At 43.1% G+C, this 21,824-nt stretch carries 18 protein-coding genes; 5 read left to right on the top strand and 13 right to left on the bottom strand.

Annotated features, from left to right (window positions below):
- Positions 1–24: 24 nt before the first annotated feature.
- The 13 genes from lpxA to rpsB all read right to left on the bottom strand — a co-directional run bounded on the left by lpxA (position 25) and on the right by rpsB (position 12,856).
- Positions 25–795: an acyl-ACP--UDP-N-acetylglucosamine O-acyltransferase gene (lpxA, locus tag BWD47_RS15445; RefSeq protein ID WP_036969713.1), complete on the bottom strand. Its 771-nt coding sequence runs from the start codon at positions 793–795 to the stop codon at positions 25–27.
- 2 nt (positions 796–797) lie between these two features.
- Positions 798–1,250, bottom strand: coding sequence for a 3-hydroxyacyl-ACP dehydratase FabZ (fabZ, locus tag BWD47_RS15440; RefSeq protein WP_036969715.1), 453 nt, complete (start codon positions 1,248–1,250; stop codon positions 798–800).
- Between the two features lie 10 nt (positions 1,251–1,260).
- Positions 1,261–2,301 carry a UDP-3-O-(3-hydroxymyristoyl)glucosamine N-acyltransferase gene (gene lpxD, locus BWD47_RS15435; protein WP_075594262.1) on the bottom strand — a complete coding sequence of 347 codons (1,041 nt, stop codon included), beginning with the start codon at positions 2,299–2,301 and terminating at the stop codon, positions 1,261–1,263.
- A 9-nt stretch (positions 2,302–2,310) separates the two neighbouring features.
- Entirely contained in the window at positions 2,311–2,829 is a 519-nt protein-coding gene (locus tag BWD47_RS15430; protein WP_036969722.1) for an OmpH family outer membrane protein, read from the bottom strand.
- Positions 2,830–2,840: 11 nt separating this feature from the next.
- Complete coding sequence (gene bamA, locus BWD47_RS15425) at positions 2,841–5,312, bottom strand: outer membrane protein assembly factor BamA (protein WP_075594261.1); 2,472 nt, start codon at positions 5,310–5,312, stop codon at positions 2,841–2,843.
- 106 nt (positions 5,313–5,418) lie between these two features.
- Positions 5,419–6,771 carry a sigma E protease regulator RseP gene (gene rseP, locus BWD47_RS15420; RefSeq protein WP_036969731.1) on the bottom strand — a complete coding sequence of 451 codons (1,353 nt, stop codon included), beginning with the start codon at positions 6,769–6,771 and terminating at the stop codon, positions 5,419–5,421.
- 1 nt (position 6,772) lies between these two features.
- Positions 6,773–7,972: a 1-deoxy-D-xylulose-5-phosphate reductoisomerase gene (gene ispC / locus BWD47_RS15415; RefSeq protein WP_075594260.1), complete on the bottom strand. Its 1,200-nt coding sequence runs from the start codon at positions 7,970–7,972 to the stop codon at positions 6,773–6,775.
- On the bottom strand, positions 7,969–8,835 hold the full coding sequence (locus BWD47_RS15410; protein ID WP_036969733.1) for a phosphatidate cytidylyltransferase: 867 nt from the start codon (positions 8,833–8,835) through the stop codon (positions 7,969–7,971). The genes ispC and BWD47_RS15410 overlap by 4 nt, the downstream gene beginning before the upstream one ends.
- A 22-nt stretch (positions 8,836–8,857) precedes the next feature.
- A complete protein-coding gene (locus tag BWD47_RS15405; RefSeq protein WP_036969734.1) occupies positions 8,858–9,637 on the bottom strand; it encodes an isoprenyl transferase in 780 nt (259 codons plus the stop codon).
- A 58-nt stretch (positions 9,638–9,695) separates the two neighbouring features.
- Positions 9,696–10,253, bottom strand: coding sequence for a ribosome recycling factor (frr, locus tag BWD47_RS15400; protein WP_036969745.1), 558 nt, complete (start codon positions 10,251–10,253; stop codon positions 9,696–9,698).
- A gap of 14 nt (positions 10,254–10,267) precedes the next feature.
- Positions 10,268–11,017 carry a UMP kinase gene (pyrH, locus tag BWD47_RS15395; RefSeq protein ID WP_036969747.1) on the bottom strand — a complete coding sequence of 250 codons (750 nt, stop codon included), beginning with the start codon at positions 11,015–11,017 and terminating at the stop codon, positions 10,268–10,270.
- Between the two features lie 153 nt (positions 11,018–11,170).
- Positions 11,171–12,022: a translation elongation factor Ts gene (gene tsf / locus BWD47_RS15390; protein ID WP_036969749.1), complete on the bottom strand. Its 852-nt coding sequence runs from the start codon at positions 12,020–12,022 to the stop codon at positions 11,171–11,173.
- A 105-nt stretch (positions 12,023–12,127) separates the two neighbouring features.
- On the bottom strand, positions 12,128–12,856 hold the full coding sequence (rpsB, locus tag BWD47_RS15385; RefSeq protein ID WP_036969753.1) for a 30S ribosomal protein S2: 729 nt from the start codon (positions 12,854–12,856) through the stop codon (positions 12,128–12,130).
- A gap of 248 nt (positions 12,857–13,104) precedes the next feature.
- Between rpsB and map the strand changes: the two genes are divergently transcribed.
- The 5 genes from map (at position 13,105) to BWD47_RS15360 (ending at position 21,813) form a co-directional block, all read left to right on the top strand.
- Complete coding sequence (gene map, locus BWD47_RS15380; RefSeq protein WP_227006846.1) at positions 13,105–13,914, top strand: type I methionyl aminopeptidase; 810 nt, start codon at positions 13,105–13,107, stop codon at positions 13,912–13,914.
- Positions 13,915–13,926: 12 nt separating this feature from the next.
- Positions 13,927–16,545, top strand: coding sequence for a [protein-PII] uridylyltransferase (gene glnD / locus BWD47_RS15375; protein ID WP_036969758.1), 2,619 nt, complete (start codon positions 13,927–13,929; stop codon positions 16,543–16,545).
- 9 nt (positions 16,546–16,554) lie between these two features.
- The gene (gene dapD, locus BWD47_RS15370) at positions 16,555–17,382 is read left to right on the top strand and encodes a 2,3,4,5-tetrahydropyridine-2,6-dicarboxylate N-succinyltransferase (protein ID WP_036969760.1); all 828 of its coding nucleotides are present in this window, start codon (positions 16,555–16,557) and stop codon (positions 17,380–17,382) included.
- Positions 17,383–17,623: 241 nt separating this feature from the next.
- Positions 17,624–20,734: an efflux RND transporter permease subunit gene (locus tag BWD47_RS15365; RefSeq protein WP_036969762.1), complete on the top strand. Its 3,111-nt coding sequence runs from the start codon at positions 17,624–17,626 to the stop codon at positions 20,732–20,734.
- The gene (locus BWD47_RS15360; RefSeq protein ID WP_254369126.1) at positions 20,731–21,813 is read left to right on the top strand and encodes an efflux RND transporter periplasmic adaptor subunit; all 1,083 of its coding nucleotides are present in this window, start codon (positions 20,731–20,733) and stop codon (positions 21,811–21,813) included. Before BWD47_RS15365 ends, BWD47_RS15360 begins: the two co-directional genes overlap by 4 nt.
- Positions 21,814–21,824 lie beyond the last annotated feature (11 nt).

The following is a 21,824-nucleotide window of genomic DNA, read 5'->3' as shown; positions in this document are numbered from 1 at the left end:
TGGCTTTTCGTCTATCGCTATTGATTAGCGAATGATTCCGCGCTCAGAACTTTTCACAAAGTCGATCATAAGCTGAACGGCTGGGTATTTTGCTGCATCTTCGCTGAGTTCAGCGATTGCCTCTTCTACACCTAGGCTCTTACGGTAAAGTGTTTTATACGCACGGCGTGTTGCCATTATTTCATCACTTTCAAAGCCACGACGTTTCATGCCTTCTGTATTGATAGCAACGGGTCCTGCTGGGGTACCAATCGTTGTAACAAACGGAGGAACATCTTTGTTAACGCCTGAATACATGCCAACAAATGCATGTGCACCCACTTTACAAAATTGATGAATACCCGAGTTACCAGCAAGGATAACCCAATCACCAATGTGTACATGGCCTGCAACAGATGCATTATTAGCAAAAATAACGTTATCGCCAATGACGGCATCATGCGCAACATGGGTGTACGCCATAAACAAGTTATTGCTACCAATTTTAGTAACGCCTTGGTCTTGGATAGTACCACGGTGGATTGTTGCACATTCACGAATTACGTTGTTATCACCGATAATTAACGTAGTTGGCTCATTAGCATATTTTTTGTCTTGGCAAGCTTCACCAACCGATGCAAATTGAAAAATATGGTTACCAGAACCTATTGTCGATGGGCCTTTAACAACCACATGAGACTCAATGATACAGTTATCACCAATTTCTACATCATTACCAATGTAGCTGTATGGGCCAACTGAAACATTATTTCCAAGCTTCGCACCTGGTTCGATTATCGCCGTAGGATGGATCACTGTTAAAACTCTCTTCTCGCACACATGATTTCGGCAGTACACACTACTTTGCCGTCAACTTTTGCTTCTGCTGCAAATTTCCATATATTGCGGCGCTCTTTTACAAACTCTACATGCAAATGCATCGTATCGCCAGGTAAAACGGGTTGCTTGAATCGCGCATTATCAATCGCAGCAAATAAATAAAGTTCATTTTCGCTGCGGTTTTCAACTGTTTTAAAACCAAGTAAACCAGTCGCTTGAGCCATTGCTTCTAAAATCAACACACCTGGGAAGATTGGTTGATTAGGAAAATGTCCCGTAAAAATAGGTTCATTCACTGTTACATTTTTAATAGCATGTAACGACTCGCCTGGCGTGTAATCTAGTACACGGTCAACAAGCAACATCGGATAACGATGCGGAAGTAAACTCAAGATATCTTGGATATCAAGACTATTTAATTCATTTGCCAAAATAGCTTCCTTATTTGTCTTCAATATTGAGTGACTTTGTCAGTGACTCAAGTGCTTTAATGCGGTCTTTCATATCACCTAAATTACGGATATGGGCGATACTGCGTCGCCATTCTTTATTGGTTAGATGCGGTAAACCAGATGAGTAGATCCCAGGTTCAGTGATTGCCTTTGTCACCATACTCATGCCCGTGATTATAGCACCATCGCATACGCTAATGTGACCATTAATTGCGACCATGCCACCAATCTGACAATTCTTACCAATCACGGTACTGCCAGCAAAAACAGTGCAACCAGCAACGGCTGTACCTGAACCGATCTCGACATTATGCGCTATTTGACATTGATTATCGATAATTACATTACTATGGATGAGTGTGTCGTCAAGTGCACCACGGTCAATGGTGGTCGATGCCCCAACTTCAACTTTATCACCTATAATAACGCGACCCAGCTGCGGAATTTTCACCCACTCGCCACGCTCATTTGCATAGCCAAACCCGTCACTGCCGACCACAGTATTCGCCTGAAATAAGCAGTCACTGCCAATTTCAACGTCGTGGTAAATAGTGACATTAGCCCAAAGTTTAGTGCCTTGACCTATTTTTGCATTTTCGCCAATGAAACAACCAGGGCCAATTTGCACATCATTTGCAATCACGGCACCGGCTTCAATCACGACGTTAGCAGCAATCGCGACATTATCACCAATTGAGGCTGAATCGTGAATGACTGCACTCGGATGAACACCCGTCGTAGCAGAGCGTGGCGTCGTGTCCATTAATTGAGCTAGCTTGGCGTAGCACACGTACGGGTTAGCAACAATAATCTTGTTACCCGCAAAATACTCAGCGTCGGCAGGTGATAAGATCACCGCACTGGCTTGAGTATCATCTAATTGCGAGCGATATTTCTTGTTCGCTAAAAATGCAATATGCCCAGTACGGGCATTTGCAAGTGTTGATATTTTTTTAATCTCTGTAGCGCCATCACCCTGAAGTTCGGCGCCCAGAAGATCCGCAATCTGCGAAAGCGTGTAGTTTTGCATATATGGTTTCTATTGCTTACTTACTTTTTCAACTACTTTATCTGATAAATCAGATACTGTTTTAGAGTTAACGTAAATTGTGGTTTCTTTCACTTTTACTTCGTCAAACTTGCCAGCTTTAGCAACTTCTTCAATTGCATCTAAGATTAGCTTTTGTACTTTCGCTAATTCTTGGTTTTGACGCATTTTGATTTCTTGCTCTAAAGGACGGCCTTTTTCTGCAAGTTGTTGTTGCATACCTTGAATCTTAGTACGTAATTCTTCTTTTTGCTTGTCGCTCATTGTCGTTGCTTCACGCTTGAACTTTTCAGCTTCAAAACGGATATCACCTTGCAGCTTTTCAAGCTCCTGACGACGCTCTGAGAATTCAGCTTCAAGTGTTTGTTCAACTTTCGCCATTTGAGGGATTTGTTTATAAATTTCTTGCATGTCTACAATCCCCACCTTGTGCGCAAAAGCATTAGTAGATAGGCCCATAGACAATGTAGCAAGAAGTGCAAACGCTGTTGATTTAAATGATTTTTTCACAAAAAACTCCTTTAGAATGTATTACTAATATTAAAGCTGATGGTCTTCGTATCGTCATCTTCTTCTTTTTGCAATGGATACGCAAAACTGATCAGCATTGGACCCATTGGAGAGATCCATTGTAGTGATAGACCGGTTGACACCCTAAAGCGCATAGGATCTGAATAATCCTCTAGTTTAGCGCGTTGATCAGGTAACAAGTTTTGATAACGGTCAATGTTAAACTCTGTATCCCATACGTTCGCAGCATCCACGAAGAAGCTTGTACGTACAGAGCTGGTGTTTTCTTCATCTAAGAAAGGCGTAGGAACAATAAGCTCCATACCTGCAACCGCTTTGGCGTTACCACCAATTCGGCCTCGAGGTATTAATACATCAAATTCTGATGCGCCACCGATACTGCCTGTTGTTGTGCCATCTGGCAGTGGTGTGCCCGGAATACTTTGTGGCTCACGAGACACCGCGCGCGGTAGAATTGTATTACGGTCAAAGCCACGCAGTTCCATCTCGGTGATACGGAAAAACTCTTGGAAAGGCAGCGTTTGGTCATAACCATTTGTTGTGCCATAACCATTACCATAAGCAAGGGCTGCACGCGTTGAGAATACCCAACGATGGTCATTACTAATTGGCCAGTAAAAACGTGAATCATAATTTAGCTTAAAGTAAGTTAAATCTGAATTCGGCGTTGTACCAGTTAAGTTAAGTGACTGACGCGAACCCGCTGTTGGGAATAAACCACGGTTTACAGTAACACGCGACCACCCTGCACTCAGCTCAAACTTGGTAAAGTCGAAACCAGCATCTGGATTCTCTGGGTCTAAGAAGGTTTCACGCATTACACGTGTTTGCTCATATTCTGCAATATCAGACAGTTCTTCTTGAATCCAACGGAAACCAAAGTTAATACGGTTCACCGCATCAATTGGGAAACCAATATTGGTACCAATACCATAACTCTTCGATTTATAGTCGATAAGACTAAATTTGCTCGCATCATAGTTGCTATAGAAGATACTGCTTCCTTGCGATACACCATCTGGCGTAAAGTAAGGGTCGGTATACGACAAGCTGATACGCTCAGAACCACGTGAGGTATTAATGTTAAAGCCAATTTGGTTACCGGTGCCTAAGAAGTTTGATTCACTCACACCAATATTAAATTGCAGACCCAAGTATGAACCATACGCAAGGCCCGCATTAAAGCTACCAGCAGATTGTTCTTTAACCGTAAAGTCTACATCAACTTGGTCGTCAACACCGGGAACTGGCACCACATTAAAATCAACACTTTCCATGTATGGAAGACGTTGAATTTGTAATTTTGAACGCTCAAGATTTTGATTTGAAAGCCATGCACCTTCAAGCTGTGTCATCTCACGACGAACAACTTCATCGGCAGTATTTTGGTTACCACCAACAATGATTCGGCGAACATATACACGCTTACCTGGATTAACAGACAGTGTCAGTTGCACTTCTTTCTTTTCATCATCAATCTCAGGAATGGTGCGCACTTCTGCGTTTGCATAACCAAAACGTGCTAAGTAGCTTTTGATAAATTCTTCAGATGACGTAACCACTGAGCCATTATAAAGCTCACCAGTTTTTAGCGGTATAACACTCTTAATTAGCTCTTCTCGACCTAATAAATCACCGATGAAGTCAAAACCCTTTACGGTGTATTTTACACCTTCGGTAATATTAGCTGTTACATAAACAGAATCGCGCTCAGGGCTAACCGATACCTGTGTTGAATCGATATTAAAACGCAGGTAACCACGGTCTAAGTAGTAACTACGAATTTTCTCTAAATCGCCTTCAATGGTTTGCTTTTGATAACGGTCACTCGACATAAACTTCCACCATGGCAAGTCTTGTTGTGACTCAGCAAGTTTTAGCAATTCTTCGTCAGAGAATAACTCGTTACCCACGAGGTTTATTTGACGAATTGACGCGGCGTCACCTTCATCAAACTTAAATAATAATTTTACACGGTTACGTGGCAGCTTTGTGATGCTAACTTCCACTTTTGCATTGTATTTACCAATACTGTGGAAAAACTCAACTAAGCCTTTTTCAATGTTATCAAGTACCGTTTTATCAAGCGGCTCACCAGTACGAATATCTTGCTGGTCTAGCGACTCGTTTAACTGCTCATCTTTGATGTCTTTGTTACCATCAAACTCAATGAGGCTAATCGTAGGGCGCTCAGTTACTCGAAAAATGACGTTATTACCGTCACGTAACGCTTTAATATTGTCAAAGTGACCAGAGCGATAGAGAGCCTTTATGGTTCTTGAAATTGTGTACTCATCAATATTATCGCCCACGTTGATCGGAATATGGGTTAGCGCTGCACCTAGAGCAACACGTTGTAAACCTTCAACTTTTAAATCTTCTACAATAAAGGAGTTTTGGCCTAGGGCTGCAAAGCTTGCACCTAATAAACTTGAAACTGCCAAATGTTTTTTTATAGCCATTTTGTTATCTTTATCCTTTACAACTGTATTACCGCTCAACACCTTATAAATTAAACTTTTGCGGTGTTTTACAATCGTGTTCAAATTGGAATTTTTCACTTATTTGTTATAAACGCGATACATCATTGAACAAAGCGAAACATGTTAAAAATATGAGTAGCAAGGCACCCACTTTAAAACCAAATTCTTGCGTCTTTTCAGAGACCGGCTTTTTGCGAAAAAGTTCAATTATGTAATACATTAAGTGCCCACCATCAAGCACTGGCAACGGTAATAAGTTAAATACGCCAAGGTTTACACTGATCAAAGCTAAAAAGCTTAAAAATGCAACCAAGCCATAGCTTACGCTAGTTCCCGCTCCAACTGCAATGCCTACAGGGCCACTTAAATTTTTAACCGAGACTTGACCTGTAATTAAATTACCAATCATGTCAAAACTTAGGGTGATTAAACGCCATGTTTCTTGTATGCCCAGCACAATACTATCGACAGGGCCATAATGTCTAGTTTCAATATAATTTTCTGGCCATGCTTCAACTACAGGAGCCACACCCAAAAAGCCCTGCGCTACACCATCTGCATTGGTTCTGCTCTGAGGTGTCACAGTCAACTTTCTTATACTATCTTGCCTTTGTACACTAAATTGTAAGGATTTGTTAGGTGATTGCTGAATAACTGAAACTAACTGGGTCCAACTGCTGATATTTTCGCCATTTACAGCCACAATTGTGTCATTAACCTGTAAACCAGCCAGCTCAGCGGCTGAGTCTTTAGTGATTTGCGCAACGGTTAATGTTGCTTCAGGTCTAAAGGGCACAATACCGATTGAGGTCAATGGTGGGACATCTTGCTGATCAAGTTTCCAACCATCTAGATTTAAAGTGCGGACATGTTTTTGGTAATTCTGATCACGTAATGTGACGACCACACTTTGCTCACCTAAACGGCTCATTAATGAGAATGTGGCATCTTGCCAAGTGCTGATATCATCTTCACCAATTTTAATAATTTGTTGATTAGGTTCGATCTTAGCCGCTGCAGCACGACTGCCCTCGGTTACAGACCCCACCACAGGCTTTAATGATTGCACACCGACCATGTACATTACAGCAAGTGCAAAAATAGCGAACAAAAAATTGGCCATAGGACCTGCTGCTACAATCGCAATTCGCGCTTTCACTGACTTAGCATTAAATGATAAATGACGCTCTTCAGCAGGCACTTCATCGACACGCTCATCCAGCATTTTAACGTAGCCACCAAGGGGAATAGCAGCAATAACATATTCCGTTTTGTGTTTGTCGTACCACTTAATCAGTGGTTTACCGAAACCTATTGAGAAACGTAGCACTTTTACACCCGCTTTACGGGCTACCCAAAAATGCCCATACTCATGGACAGTCACTAAAATACCCAGTGCCAAGATAAACGAACCAAGGTTCCAGAAAAAATCAAACATGTTAGTTCAGACCCCTTTTTATAAACTCACTCGCTTTGATACGTGCAGCTTCATCACACGCTAAAATCTCTTCCAGCGTGTGTACGTTCACATCTTCAGTCGCGTTGAGTGTCTGTGAGTTTATACGGTAAATATCAGTGAAACCGATTTGCCCATTTAAAAATGCAGCGACGGCAATCTCATTCGCAGCATTGACTGTTGTTGTTGCACCCTGTCCCATTTCACACGCATCAATCGCCAGTTTAAGGTTAGGGTAACGAGCATAATCAGGTTTGGTAAATGTAAAATCAGCAATCTGAGAAAAATCAAGCGGCTTAACCCCTGCATCAACACGTTCAGGAAACGCCAGTGCATGCGCTATCGGTGTACGCATATCAGGATTTCCCATTTGCGCAAGCACCGAACCATCTTGATATTGCACCATAGAATGAATGATACTTTGTGGGTGGATCACCACTTCAATATCGCTGGCATGGCAATTAAACAGCCATTTAGCCTCGATAAACTCAAGCCCTTTATTCATCATGGTTGCTGAGTCGACTGAGATTTTTTGTCCCATAGACCAATTTGGGTGCGCAACAGCTTCTGCCACAGTGACCGATGACAAACTCTTTAAGTCACGTGTCAAAAATGGCCCACCAGAACCTGTCAGTAATATTTTACTCACGCCGTTGTCGGACAGTAACCCCGCAGAGGCTTGCAGTTTTGCTGGCATACATTGAAAAATAGCATTATGTTCGCTGTCAATCGGCAACAAGGTTGCACCGTGTTGTTTTACTTTATCAATAAACAACTGACCCGACATAACTAACGACTCTTTATTGGCAAGCAGTACTTTTTTACCTGCTTCAACCGCACTTAACGTGGGTAATAGACCTGCCGCGCCGACAATGGCCGACATAACTGTATCAACATCACCATGCGCCGACAGCTCACTCATAGCAGTGACACCCGCGAGCACAGCTGTTGTACAAGCGGTATTAGCTAACAACGATTTTAATTTATTTGCAGCGTTCTCATCCGCCATCACTGCAAATTTAGGCTGATGCGTAATACACAACTCTGCCATTTTTTCTGCATTTTGCCCGGCGGTTAATGCAAAAACAGCAAAACGATCTGTATTTCTAGAAACAACGTCTAAGGTGCTTAAACCGATTGAGCCAGTTGCGCCAAGTACGACAAGCTGTTCTATTTTGCTCATAAACTTAACGTCCATGCATAACAAAGCACAAAAATAGGCGCCGCAGCTGTTAAACTGTCAATACGGTCCAAAATGCCGCCATGACCGGGTAGGCATGAGCCACTGTCTTTTAAGCCGACTTCACGTTTAAACATACTTTCTAATAAATCACCGACTGCTGAAAACAAGGCGATAAACGCGGTCATTACGGCGTAGATAGGCCATACTGCCATGTCTACATTGGTAAAGTGACAAAACGCCAAAACAAAAATAACCGCGGCAACAATGCCACCCAATAGACCTTCAATCGTCTTATTTGGGCTGACTTTCGGCATGAGCTTGCGTTTACCTAGGTTTTTTCCGGTGAAATAAGCGCCGATGTCTGCGCTCCATACAATACCTAGCACGACTAAAATAAGCACTGATCCAAAATGCGTCGACTCGGTATACCCTGCACTTCTTAAGGTATTGAGCGCAAGCCACAACGGTACTAAAGTAAGGAATCCTGCAATCGCGCGCATGAGAATGCCTTCATTCCATGCTTTTGCCATGGCTGGGTAGCGCCATACTAAGTACGTCGCAACAATCCACCATGCAAATGAAAGGGTAAATAAATAGTTCGCGTCACCAACAAGCTGACCATTTTGCCACAACGCTTCAATAGGCCAATGCCAATTGAAAAGAGCAAGAATGACCGCCGTGGCTGCCACAAATGAAAAACGTTTAATTTTATCGCACAGGCCCATAAAAGCTGACCATTCCCACGCACCAAGTAAAACAATACCAGCGGCGATATAACTAAATAATGTTAGTGGGGTATAAAAAACCAGTACAAGTGCAAGCGGTGCCAGCACCAGCGAGGTTAAAATTCGTTGTTTAAGCAATGTGTGTACCTTCAACTAGTAATTAGGTCTCGGCGAGTAATTGTTTTATTTGTTCGCCGGTACAACCAAATCGTCGCTCTCTGGCAACGTAACATGCGACAGCATCAGCAAAAGCAGCTTCATTGAAGTCTGGCCAAAGCGTATCGGTAAAGTAAAGCTCAGCATAGGCAGCTTGCCATAAAAGAAAATTACTAATGCGTAAATCACCACCAGTGCGGATCATTAAATCAAGCTCACCTTGACCTGCCATACTCATGTGTTCATTCATGAGGTCTTCTGTAATCTCTTCAGCTGCTAATTCACCCGCAGCGACTTTTTTTGCAAGTGCGGTTGCTGCGTTGGTTATATCCCAACGACCGCCATAGTTAGCTGCAACATTTAATTGTAGACCCGTATTATTACGAGTTAATTCATGGGCTGCATCAACTTTGTTTCGCAAACTTTCTGAAAAGCGCGATAAATCACCAATAATAGTGAGCTTTACATTATTCTTATGAAGTTTTTTAACTTCTTTGCCCAGTACGAATAAAAACAGTTCCATGAGTGTATTTACTTCGTCTTCTGGACGTCGCCAATTTTCACTACTAAATGCGAATAGTGTTAACGACTGTATACCTAAGCGAGTACAAAATTGCACTGATTGACGAACCGCATCAACGCCCTTTTTATGCCCATATACACGTGGGCGATTTTTCGCTTGCGCCCAACGACCGTTGCCATCCATGATTATAGCGACATGCTTAGGCAAACTTTGCTGGGAAATTTTATCAGCGTTAAGAACCATAAATATCGAGTATTCCATAAAAAAACGCCGTCTAGTATACCCCAGACGGCGTTTCAAAACTAATAAATTTAGTTGCTTAGATTTCCATCAACTCTGCTTCTTTCGCAGCCAGCTGTGTATCCATCTCTTTAATGAATTTGTCCGTTAGCTTTTGAATTTCATCTTCAGCTTGGCGTGCTTCATCTTCAGAAATATCTTTATCTTTCAATAAGCTCTTAATATCGCCATTAGCATCACGACGAATATTACGAATGGCAACACGGCCACCTTCAACTTCACCACGCACAATTTTGATAAGGTCTTTACGACGCTCTTCTGTGAGTGGAGGAAGTGGTACACGGATTACAGTACCTGCTGACATAGGGTTTAAACCTAGGTCAGATGCCATAATTGCTTTTTCTACCGCTTGTGCAAGCGACTTATCAAACACACTAATTGCAAGAGTACGAGAATCTTCAATCGTCACATTTGCAACTTGGTTTAATGGCGTGTCTGCACCGTAGTAAGACACTTGAATGCCGTCTAGTAATGCTGGGTGAGCACGACCTGTACGAATTTTAGATAATTGACTGCCTAGTGCCGCAACACTTTTTTGCATGCGCTCTGACGCATCTTTTTTGATATCGTTAATCACGGTTCAATCCTAATCTATTTAACAATTTCATCTGAGGCTTGTGAAGAGATAAGCGTTCCTTCATCTTCGCCCATAATAACACGCTTAAGCGCGCCTGATTTATTCATATTAAAAACGCTTAAAGGCATTTTGTGGTCACGTGCAAGTGTGAATGCCGCCAAATCCATCACCTTTAACTCTTTTTCGATGATCTCATTGTAGCTTAAGTGGCGATATAGTGTAGCTTCTGGGTTTTTAACTGGGTCATCAGAATAAACACCATCTACTTTCGTTGCTTTGATCACGGTGTCAGCTTCAATTTCAATACCACGTAAACACGCAGCAGAATCTGTTGTAAAGAATGGATTACCTGTGCCCGCAGCAAAAATAACAACACGGCCAGATTTTAATAAGCTAATCGCTTCAGCCCAGTTGTATGCATCACACACACCATTAAGTGGAATAGCAGACATTAGACGACAATTAACAAATGCACGGTGAAGCGCATCACGCATCGCTAAACCATTCATTACAGTCGCTAACATACCCATGTGGTCACCTACAACGCGGTTCATACCCGCTTCGGCTAATGAACCACCACGCAAGAAGTTACCGCCACCGATAACTAAACCTACTTCTACGTCGAGCTCTACAAGTTCTTTAATTTCTTGCGCCATACGGTCAAGTACTTTCGGGTCGATGCCGAAGCCTTCGTCTCCCATTAATGCTTCACCGCTAAGTTTAAGAAGAACACGTCTAAAAATAGGTTTACGATTGATAGTCATAGTATTTGGGCCAGCCTTAATAATGAGATAAAAAATAACCGCGCTTATGGTTACACATAAAACGCGGTTATTTTAAAGAATTTTCGTCAGTGACGCAAAAGCTAATAGCAGATTAATTTCATCTAATTATCGTTGCGTCACTTACGTTGAAAATTACTCGCCTTTTGCAGCAGCGATTTGTGCAGCAACTTCAGCAGCGAAATCTTCTTCTTTACGCTCGATACCTTCACCAACTTCTAAACGGATGAAGTTAGTAACAGTTGCGCCTTTCTCTTTAAGAATTTCACCAACAGTTTTCTTAGGTTCCATGATGAAAGCTTGACCAGTAAGAGAGATCTCACCAGTGAATTTCTTCATACGACCAACAACCATTTTCTCAGCGATTTCAGCAGGCTTGCCTTCGTTCATCGCGATGTCGATTTGAACTGCTTTTTCTTTTTCAACAACGTCAGCTGGAACGTCTTCTGGGTTTACGAACTCAGGCTTAGACGCAGCAACGTGCATTGCAACGTGCTTAAGTGTTTCTTCGTCAGCATCACCTACTACAACAACACCGATACGGTCGCCGTGGCGGTATGCAGATAGTTTTTCACCGTCGATGTACTCAACGCGACGAACGTTGATGTTTTCACCGATTTTAGCAACAAGTGCAACACGTGTTTCTTCGAACTGTGCTTTAAGTGCATCGATGTCTGCTTTTGATTCAACAGCAGCATCTAAAACTTCGTTAGCAAAACCAAGGAAGTTTGAGTCTTTAGCAACGAAGTCAGTTTGACAGTTAACTTCAAGAAGTGCAGCGAAACCGTTGCCTTCTTTAATAAGGATTGTACCTTCAGCAGCGATGTTACCCGCTTTTTTAGCAGCCTTTGCAGCACCGCTCTTACGCATGTTTTCGATCGCTAACTCAATGTCACCGTTAGTTTCAGTTAACGCTTTTTTACAATCCATCATGCCAGCGCCAGTACGCTCGCGTAATTCTTTAACTAGGGCAGCAGTTACAGCCATTAGAATATCCTCAATTGAATTCTGTTATTAGGGAAGCGGTATAGGCCGCTTTACAAGAATAACAAGTCTTCACCTTAAGTAAGATGAAGACTTGATGACAGCTAATTATTCAGCTTCTACGAAGTCGTCTTTCTCAGCTTGAGCAACGATGTTGTTCTCACGACCTTCAGTGATCGCAGCTGCAACAGCACTTGTGTAAAGGTTGATAGCACGGATCGCATCGTCGTTACCAGGTACGATGTAATCAACACCGTCTGGGTTAGAGTTAGTATCAACGATAGCAACAACTGGAATACCTAGGTTGTTAGCTTCACGGATAGCGATGTGCTCGTGGTCTGCATCGATAACGAAAAGTGCGTCAGGAAGACCGCCCATATCTTTGATACCACCAAGGCTCTTTTCAAGCTTTTCCATTTCACGAGTAAGCATTAACGCTTCTTTCTTAGTTAATTTCTCGAAAGTACCGTCTTGGCTTTGTGCTTCAAGGTCTTTAAGACGCTTGATTGATTGGCGAACTGTTTTCCAGTTAGTCAACATACCACCTAACCAACGGTGGTTTACGTAGAACTGATCGCTTTGAAGAGCTGCTTCTTTAACTGCTTCGCTTGCTGCGCGCTTAGTACCAACGAAAAGTACTTTACCTTTGTTAGAAGCTGCGTTCGATAAGAACTTAAGTGCTTCATTGAACATTGGTACAGTTTGCTCTAGGTTGATGATATGTACACGGTTACGAGCGCCGAAGATGAAAGGCTTCATCTTAGGATTCCAGTAACGTGCTTGGTGACCAAAGTGAACACCAGCTTGAAGCATATCGCGCATTGAAACGTTTGCCATTTGTAAATTCCTCTAATAGTTTAGGGTTAGGCCTCCACATATCCCATAGCACCAACACCTAAGTTAATTTGTAACTTATGTGCACCCAAGTGTATGTGACGATACGTGTGTGTGTTAAAATAAAATTGTGTTTGTCTTAAATACAAAAAATCAGTAAAGAATTTATTTGTAAAAAGACGGCGCGCTTTATACCATATTAAAATTGAAAACTCAACATTCAGTGCAAAAATTGTGCACTGAAAAATGACCTGAAAAACAACTTTGGAGCCTCAATGAGTGCTGTGATCAAGACCCCTGAAGAAATCGAAAAAATGCGTGTTGCCGGGCGCTTAGCCGCTGAGGTACTCGAAATGATAGAACCGCATGTGGTGCCTGGTGTAACCACAGATGAATTGAATACAATTTGCCACGATTACATCGTTAATGTGCAAGACGCGATTCCAGCGCCGCTAAACTATCACGGTTTCCCTAAATCAATCTGCACCTCAGTGAATCATGTTATTTGTCACGGTATTCCTAACGACAAACCTCTCAAAGAAGGTGACAGCGTTAATATCGATGTAACCGTAATTAAAGATGGCTTTCATGGTGATACCTCAAAGATGTTCCATGTAGGCACACCCAATATTCAAGGCAAACGCCTTGCTGATATAACCCAAGAAAGCCTTTACCTTGCCATAAAAATGGTAAAACCAGGTGTTCGCTTAGGTGACATTGGTGCCGCGATTCAAAAGTACGCAGAAAGCTTTAATTATTCGATTGTACGTGAATATTGTGGTCATGGTATCGGCGCTGAGTTCCACGAAGAACCTCAAGTAATGCACTACGGCAAACCAGGTACAGGCGAGGTGTTAAAAGCAGGAATGTGTTTAACAATTGAGCCAATGGTGAACGCAGGAAAACGCCAATGTAAGTTATTAAAAGATAACTGGACTGTCGTTACAAAAGACCGTTCATTGTCTGCTCAGTGGGAACACACACTGTTAGTGACTGAAAATGGTGTTGAAATTTTAACGCTCCGATCAGATGATACTATCGACAGGATCATCGAACACTAGGAGCCAGCCCCTGTGGCATTACCCAACAAAGTAAAAAAGTTGCTCAGCCAAGCTGAGCAACTTAGCGATTATCGCGACTGTTCTGGTTATTTTTATAAGTGGCTACAGAACGAATTTTCTAAACAACCCGTCAGCAACTTAATCAATGCCCGCGCTGAGTTTATTGACCGCTTATTGATTAAACTGTTTCACGACTTTGACCTTGCCCACGAAAGTGATTTAGCACTTATTGCTGTCGGTGGTTATGGGCGTGGCGAGCTACACCCCTACTCCGATATTGACTTTATGCTGCTGGTTAGTGAACAACCAAGTGACGCTGTATGCGAAAAAATTGGCCAGTTCGTGACGATGCTATGGGACCTCAATCTCGAAATTGGTCACAGTGTTCGCACTATTGAACAAGCACTGGAGCAAAAACGTGAAGACGTTACTTTTGCCACCAGCTTACTCGAAAGCCGTTTAATATTTGGCAATCACATTGAGTTTGAAAAACTCAAAATGCACTTAATCGACACGCCAATTTGGCGCTCTGATGAATTCTTTTTGGCAAAAGTACAAGAACAACAATTACGCCATAAAAAATGCCATGGAACCGCCTATAATCTTGAGCCTAATATTAAAGAAAACCCAGGTGGCTTGCGCGATTTACAAACCATTATTTGGGTCGCAAAAAAGCACTTTAGGGCTGAAACATTACAAGAACTCATTAATCATGGTTACCTCACTCATGAAGAATACCAAGAACTCTCAGAGTGTTTAGAAAACCTGTGGAATATCCGCTTTGCCTTGCACATCGCTGCGGGACGTTCTGAAAACCGTTTATTGTTTGATCACCAGCCTCATGCTGCCGAAATTTTAGGTTTTGGTAGCGACGGTAAAGCGTCGGTCGAGCGCATGATGAAACGTTTATTTCGCATTATGAGCCGTGTACGAGAGCTTAACCAAATGTTGCTGTCTTACTTTGAGCAAAGCATTTTGCCAGGTGCAGGCGAGTTACCCGTTGTAGAGCTTGACCGGAACTTTGAGCGTATTGGTCATCAGATTCGGGTTAAAAACCCTTCTGTATTTTTCCGTCGCGACCAACTCTTTGTGTTGTTTGAGCACATTGCCGACAACCCCGAAATTACGCATATTTACCCAAGCACGATTCGTACAATGCGCCAAGTACGTCGCCGTTTATTAGGTGATTTACAAGATTACGCTGCGTGTCGTGAAGCATTCTTACGGTTAATTAAACACCCTAATGGCATGGGCCGAGCATTCACGCTCATGCACAAACACGGCATTATTGCGGCTTACTTACCGCAGTGGCGAAATATATTCGGACAAATGCAATTTGACCTATTCCACGCCTACACTGTGGATGAGCACACGCATAAGCTTATTAATAATATTTACAAATATTTTGATAAGTCTCGAGTCAGTGAGTTTCCTCTGTGCAGTGAAATCGTCACCCGCATGGATAAACCTGAACTGTTATATTTAGCCGGTATTTTTCACGATATTGCCAAAGGACGTGGTGGCGATCACTCAGAGCTTGGCTCGGTCGATGCCTTAGCGTTTGCCAAACTGCACCGTTTTCCTGCATCAGATGGTAAACTTATTGCGTGGTTGGTTGGCAATCACTTACTTATGTCGGTCACCGCGCAACGCAAAGACATTAACGACCCTGATGTAATTAAAGACTTTGCCAGCAAGGTGAAAAATGAACGCCAGCTCGATTATTTATATTGTTTAACACTGGCTGATATCCGTGCTACAAATGATAACTTGTGGAATGATTGGAAAAACACCCTACTGCGAGAGCTTTATTTACACACCCAGCGCGCACTGCGCTTGGGGCTTGAAAATCCAATGGACCAACGAGATCAAATTCGAGACAAAAAGCGCCAAGCAAAACAGCGCTTGCTTAATCTTGGCTGTAACGAGGATCAGATTGATTTAATTTGGAGTCGCTTTAAAGCTAATTATTTTACCGCTTTTAGCGAGCAGCAGATTTCATGGCACACAGAGCACCTGTTAAACAGTGCAGACTTAAGCCAACCCAGTGTCATGGTGTCTGACACAGCAATGCATGGTGGCACACAGGTATTTGCTTACAGCCCCTATTCTGGTGGCTTATTTGCACGCCTTGTGAGTGTTATAGGCTCTAAAAAAGCACAGATCCAACATGCGCAAGTGTTAACGACCAAAGACGGTTATGTGCTGTTTAGCTTTGTTATTTTAGAAGTGAATGGCGACCCTATTGCCAGTGGTCGTGCACAGTCGATTAAGCGTGCATTGGATCTCGCTATTAATGATCCTAAAAAGAAAATTCGCTTTAAAAAGAATCGTTCGCAGCGCTTTAAAGACTTTAATATTAAACCAAAAATTGTGCTTAGACCGCATGCACGAAAAGACCGCAGTCTAATTGAAATTCAAGCAGTGGATATTCCGGGCTTACTCACCAAAATAGCCGAAGTATTCCAAGCACATTTACTGCATATTCATGCTGCACGGATCACCACAGTGGGCGAACGCGCAGAAGATTTCTTCGTGGTATCGAATAATGAATACCAAGCATTAACAGACGAAGAACAAGCAAAAATTCATCAAGCATTGCGTAAAAAACTCAACGCAGAAACCGAATAAGAGGATCTTATGTCAGATTTAAAAACCATGATCGAAAACGCCTGGGAAAACCGCGATAGTATCAGCCCAAGCACAGTATCAAGCGAAGTAAAACAGGCCATTATTGATGCGCTTGAACTGCTTGATAGCGGCGCGGCTCGTGTTGCTGAAAAAATCAGTGGTGAGTGGGTTGTTCATCAATGGTTGAAAAAAGCAGTACTGCTGTCATTCCGTATTCGTGATAACCAACCAATGAACGATGGTGTTAATCAATTCTACGATAAAGTACCACTAAAATTTAGCGACTATACGCCAGAGCAATTCCAACAAGGCGGCATGCGCGTAGTCCCTAACGCTGTGGCGCGCAAAGGCAGCTTTGTTGGTAAAAACGTGGTGCTTATGCCTTCTTACGTCAACATTGGTGCTTACGTTGACGAGGGCACCATGGTCGATACTTGGGCAACCGTTGGCTCGTGCGCACAAATTGGTAAAAACGTTCATTTATCAGGGGGCGTAGGCATTGGTGGTGTACTTGAGCCACTTCAAGCAAACCCAACCATTATCGAAGATAACTGCTTTATTGGTGCACGCTCTGAAATTGTTGAAGGCGTTGTCGTTGAAGAAGGCGCCGTTATTTCAATGGGTGTATACATCAGCCAAAGTACGCGCATTTATGACCGTGAAACCGGCGAGGTTCACTACGGCCGCGTACCAGCGGGTGCCGTTGTTGTACCGGGTTCACTGCCTTCTAAAGATGGTTCGCACAGCCTATACGCTGCCATCATCGTAAAAAAAGTAGATCAACAAACGCGCGAAAAAGTAGGCATTAATGCACTACTTCGCTCGATTGATGAGTAATCAGTGATTTTACACAGTCTGTTATGACTAAAAAGCGCTTTCCTTAATGAGGAATAGCGCTTTTTTTATACCTGTTAATTTTCATCAACTTTATTAAATTGTTACATCTTATTTCAAAAACACACTTTATCGCGTATATACAGCAACCCAGCGTCTACTTTGACATACATCCCATTAAACTTACTGGCACTTTTTTTACGTCGCATTACAATGCACACAAATTGATTTTGGAGCACACACAATGAATTTGACGCGCAGTTCACTGAAGAACCCAGCGAGTGTTATTGTCATCTTAGTACTGATTATGCTGTTTGGCATGTTGAGTATTTTCAAGCTGCCAATTCAACTTACACCCGATATTGAACAACCGCAAATCACTATTTTTTCAGGTTGGCGCCAAGCCGCACCAGAAGAAATAGAATCCGTGATTATTGAGCCGCTCGAAAACGCAGTAAAAAACACGCCAGGCGCTTTAGAGGTGAATACCAATATCAACCGAGGTAATGGCTCTATCACCCTTACTTTTGCAGTCGGGCAAAATATGCAGCAAGCCATGCTCGATGTACTCACAAGTCTAAACCAAGCACCGCCACTGCCCTTAGATGCATTCGACCCTGTGGTATTTGCAGGCGGCAATAATGGCGAAGCCGCTGCCACTTTATTAGTGACTCCGACGCACTACAACGCCGATAGCTTAGATCTTGATATGGCACAGTTTCAAAAACAAATCGACGAATTTGTTGAGCCACGTTTAGCCCGTATTCCCGGTGTTGCCCGCGTTGATTTAGCCAGTGAACGACCAAAAGAGTTGCGCATCACCTTTGATCCTCACAAAGCCGCTGCCCTTGGCGTAAGCCTTGACCAAATAAGTAACGTATTAGCCAGTTCACGCGATACCTCAGGAGGCCTTGCTAATGTCGGACGCCGTCAATATACCGTGCGCTTTACGGGTCAGTATGATTTGTCGAGCATGGCACAAATGCGCGTTGGTTATTCTGGCGACAGGCCAATTTACCTTGGCGATATTGCACGCGTAGAACGCACTTTTTCTGACCGTTTAGGCATGAGTGGCCGAAATGGTAAACCGGCGTATTACATTCGAATTTCGCGCGCCAACGAAGCCAATACTGTCGCACTTCTTGATGACATAAATTTAGCGATTAAAGAGCTAAACGAAGGCCCTCTTGCTGAAAATGGCTTATCGATTGAGTTAAGCTTTGATGCCTCAGTGCATATTCGTAACGCCTTATCATTAGTGAAAAGTAACTTAGGATTAGGTGTACTTTTATCATGCTTGATCTTATGGTTGTTTTTCCGCGGGTTAAAAGCCACGTTTGTGATTGCCGCTACAATCCCGGTGTCGTTGATGGTGGCGTTTTTAGCCCTTAATATTTTTGAACGCAGCTTAAATGTTATTTCCCTTGCCGGCCTAGCCTTTGCTGTCGGCTTAGTTTTAGATGCTGCTATCATAGTCCAAGAAAATATAGCCCGACTCAGAAGCGAAGGCTTTGATACTAAAAAAGCGGCATTAAAAGGAGCAGCGCAAGTCACCGGTGCCTTATTTGCGTCAACCACCACCAGCGTTGCTATTTTTCTCCCTATTCTCTTTATGGCAGGCATTGAAGGTCAGCTGTTTTCAGACCTAGCACTCACCCTCTCTATTGCGGTCATTGCCTCAATGGTCTGTGCCATTACACTCATTCCATTAGCGAACCATGTTTGGCCTGACACTGAACTAAAACCCGATCCTTATCGTGCTTATTGGCAAAAACTAACTAACTTTATCATGGCACTCACTAACACCCGCACTAAGCAACTGCTCTGGATTGCCTCGTTATTAGGTGGCTCATTAATTGCCACCATGACTATGCTGCCAAAAACTGACTTTATGCCCAGAGCGCCAACTGATGGCTTTTTCTTTAACTTGAATACCCCACCGGGTGGCAATGTGCAATTTATGGAAGAAGAGTTATTAATGCGTATCAAAAAACGCTTAATGCCTTACTACACAGGCGAGAAAGAGCCAGGAATAAAAGACTTTAACTTTTATGCATTTGGTTCCAACGCTGGCGGATTTATTTATTCGGCTGATCCACAACGCGTTGAAGAATTGATGAAAGTTGCTCGAGAAGAAATTTTCATCGACTTACCCGACACGCAGGTATTCTTCTTTCGAGGTTCTATGATCCAAGTCGCGAATGGGGGAGATGGCCGAGATATCAATATTGATCTAACCGGTCCGAACATGGATGACCTGATTTCAGGTGCTAATGTCGCCTTGCAAGCAGTCACAGAAGCAATGCCAAATGCCACAGCAAGACCACAACCGCGTTTAGATATGGCCGAACCAGAGCTCAGGCTTACACCTAACGACCGCCGTATTACTCAAGCAGGGCTAACTCGCCGTGATGTTTCACAAGCGGTACAGGCTTATACAGGCGGCTTATTTGTTAACGAATACTTTGACGGCAACGAGCGCATGAATGTAATTTTGCGAGGCACTCCATGGCAAACCCCTGAAGAACTAAAAGCCTTGCCCATTGTTACACCGCTCTCGGGCATTCAAACTCTGGGCGAGCTTGCCCAAATTAAACGCACTGTTGGCCCTACACAATTACGCCGTGTTAACGGACGTCGCACAGTGAGTATTGTCGTCACACCACCTGCCGATATGAGTTTGCAACAAGCACAAGCTATTTTAGCCGAACACGTTATGCCAAAAGTACGTGCCAGCTTACCCGAAAGTGCTGGCGCGATTTTGGCTGGCAACGCACAAAAAATGAATTCAGCTATGCAAGAGATGACTCTCAACTTTTTACTAGCCCTGTTTATTTTATTCCTGCTGATGACAGCATTATTTAAATCTGCAAAAGACAGTCTCTTGGTACTGTTAGTTATGCCACTGGCGATAGCTGGCGGGGTACTGGCCTTATTTGTGCTGAATTTATTCACTTTCCAATCACTCGATTTATTGACCATGATTGGCTTTATCATTTTGCTGGGATTAGTGGTCAATAATGCAATTTTATTGGTCGATCAAACGCGTGTTGCGATGTCTGCAGGGCTTAACCGAGAGGCTGCAGTTCGCCAAGCTGTGCTACTTAGAGCACGCCCCGTTTATTTAAGTACCTTAACGAGTTTATTTGGCATGTTACCGCTGATGTTAATGCCCGGTGTTGGCTCAGAGATTTATCGCGGTCTTGCGACCGTCATTGTAGGCGGCATGGCTATTAGCGCGCTATTTACGCTTATTTTAATGCCGAGTTTATTGCAGCTTGGCAGGCAATTACCACCAATAAACAATAATCAACAACCCGAAAAAACGCCTTTAAGCTTGGTATCGAATCAATGAGTGATAAAACGATGATAAAAAATATACGTATTGTAACCGCGGTATTATGTGCCTTCGCCTTTCATGCTTTCGCGGTCGTTCCTGTCACGGTCGATACAGTGAGTAAAGCACAGCTAACCAGTGAAATTGAAGTAAGTGGCACTTTATACGGCAAAGACGATGTCACGCTTACCGCAGGAATTAGTGGACGCTTACTCTATGTGGTAGAGCCCGGCACTTTAGTCAAGCAAGGTGATACGCTAGTACGCATGGACACTTTACCACTGGAACTTGAAAAAGCCCGTCAGCAAGAAATGCTTAACCGTGCAAAAATAAACCTGCGTTTATACGAGCAAGAGTTAGCCCGTTTACAAAAACTCGCAAAAGCGAGCAGTGCAGCGGCAAGCCAAGTTGATGGAATGCAAAATAAACACGACCTCGCTTTGTCTGATATTGCCCTTGCTGAGGTAGAGTTAAAGGTAATCGACGATAAACTATCCCGTGCGACCATCAGCGCCCCCTTTTCAGGTGTTATCAGCGAGCGCTATAAACGTGCTGGACGTGAAATAAACCGCGCCGATGAATTAGTCACCTTACTCGATATCACTCATTTAGAAGTGCGTTTATATGTCCCTGTTAAATACCTTAAGTTTTTACATAAAGACATTGCACTGCCGGTCAAAGCAGGCGATTTATCAGCACCTGAAACAACAACCGCTAAAGTTACAGCAGTGATCCCATCCACAGACCCGCGTTCACAAACAGTCGAAGTACGTGCCGCATTGCACGTATCTCAAGAGCAAGTATGGGCGATAGGTCAACTTGTCGATGTTACTGTTCCATTAACAAGTAAAGGCGATGTGTTATTAGTGAACCGAGATGCCCTCATTTTACGTAAAAATGGCACGCATATCGTAAAGATTGATAACGCCAGTACAGCAGCACAAATTCCCGTTATCGTTGGCAGTGGCAAGGGTCAGCTTGTTGAGGTAAGTCCCCTCACTCCTGCGTCTCTTAGTGCGGGCGATAAAGTGGCAATAAGGGGGGCTGAACAGTTGCAAACAGGCCAAAAGGTTGATGTACAAATAAAGCCCGAATGAAAAATGAGTAA

This window comes from Pseudoalteromonas sp. PAB 2.2 (assembly GCF_001938575.1).
Classification (GTDB): Bacteria; Pseudomonadota; Gammaproteobacteria; order Enterobacterales; family Alteromonadaceae; genus Pseudoalteromonas; species Pseudoalteromonas lipolytica.
Note: the sequence above shows the minus strand (reverse complement) of the source record. Positions and strands in the feature narration are given on the sequence as shown.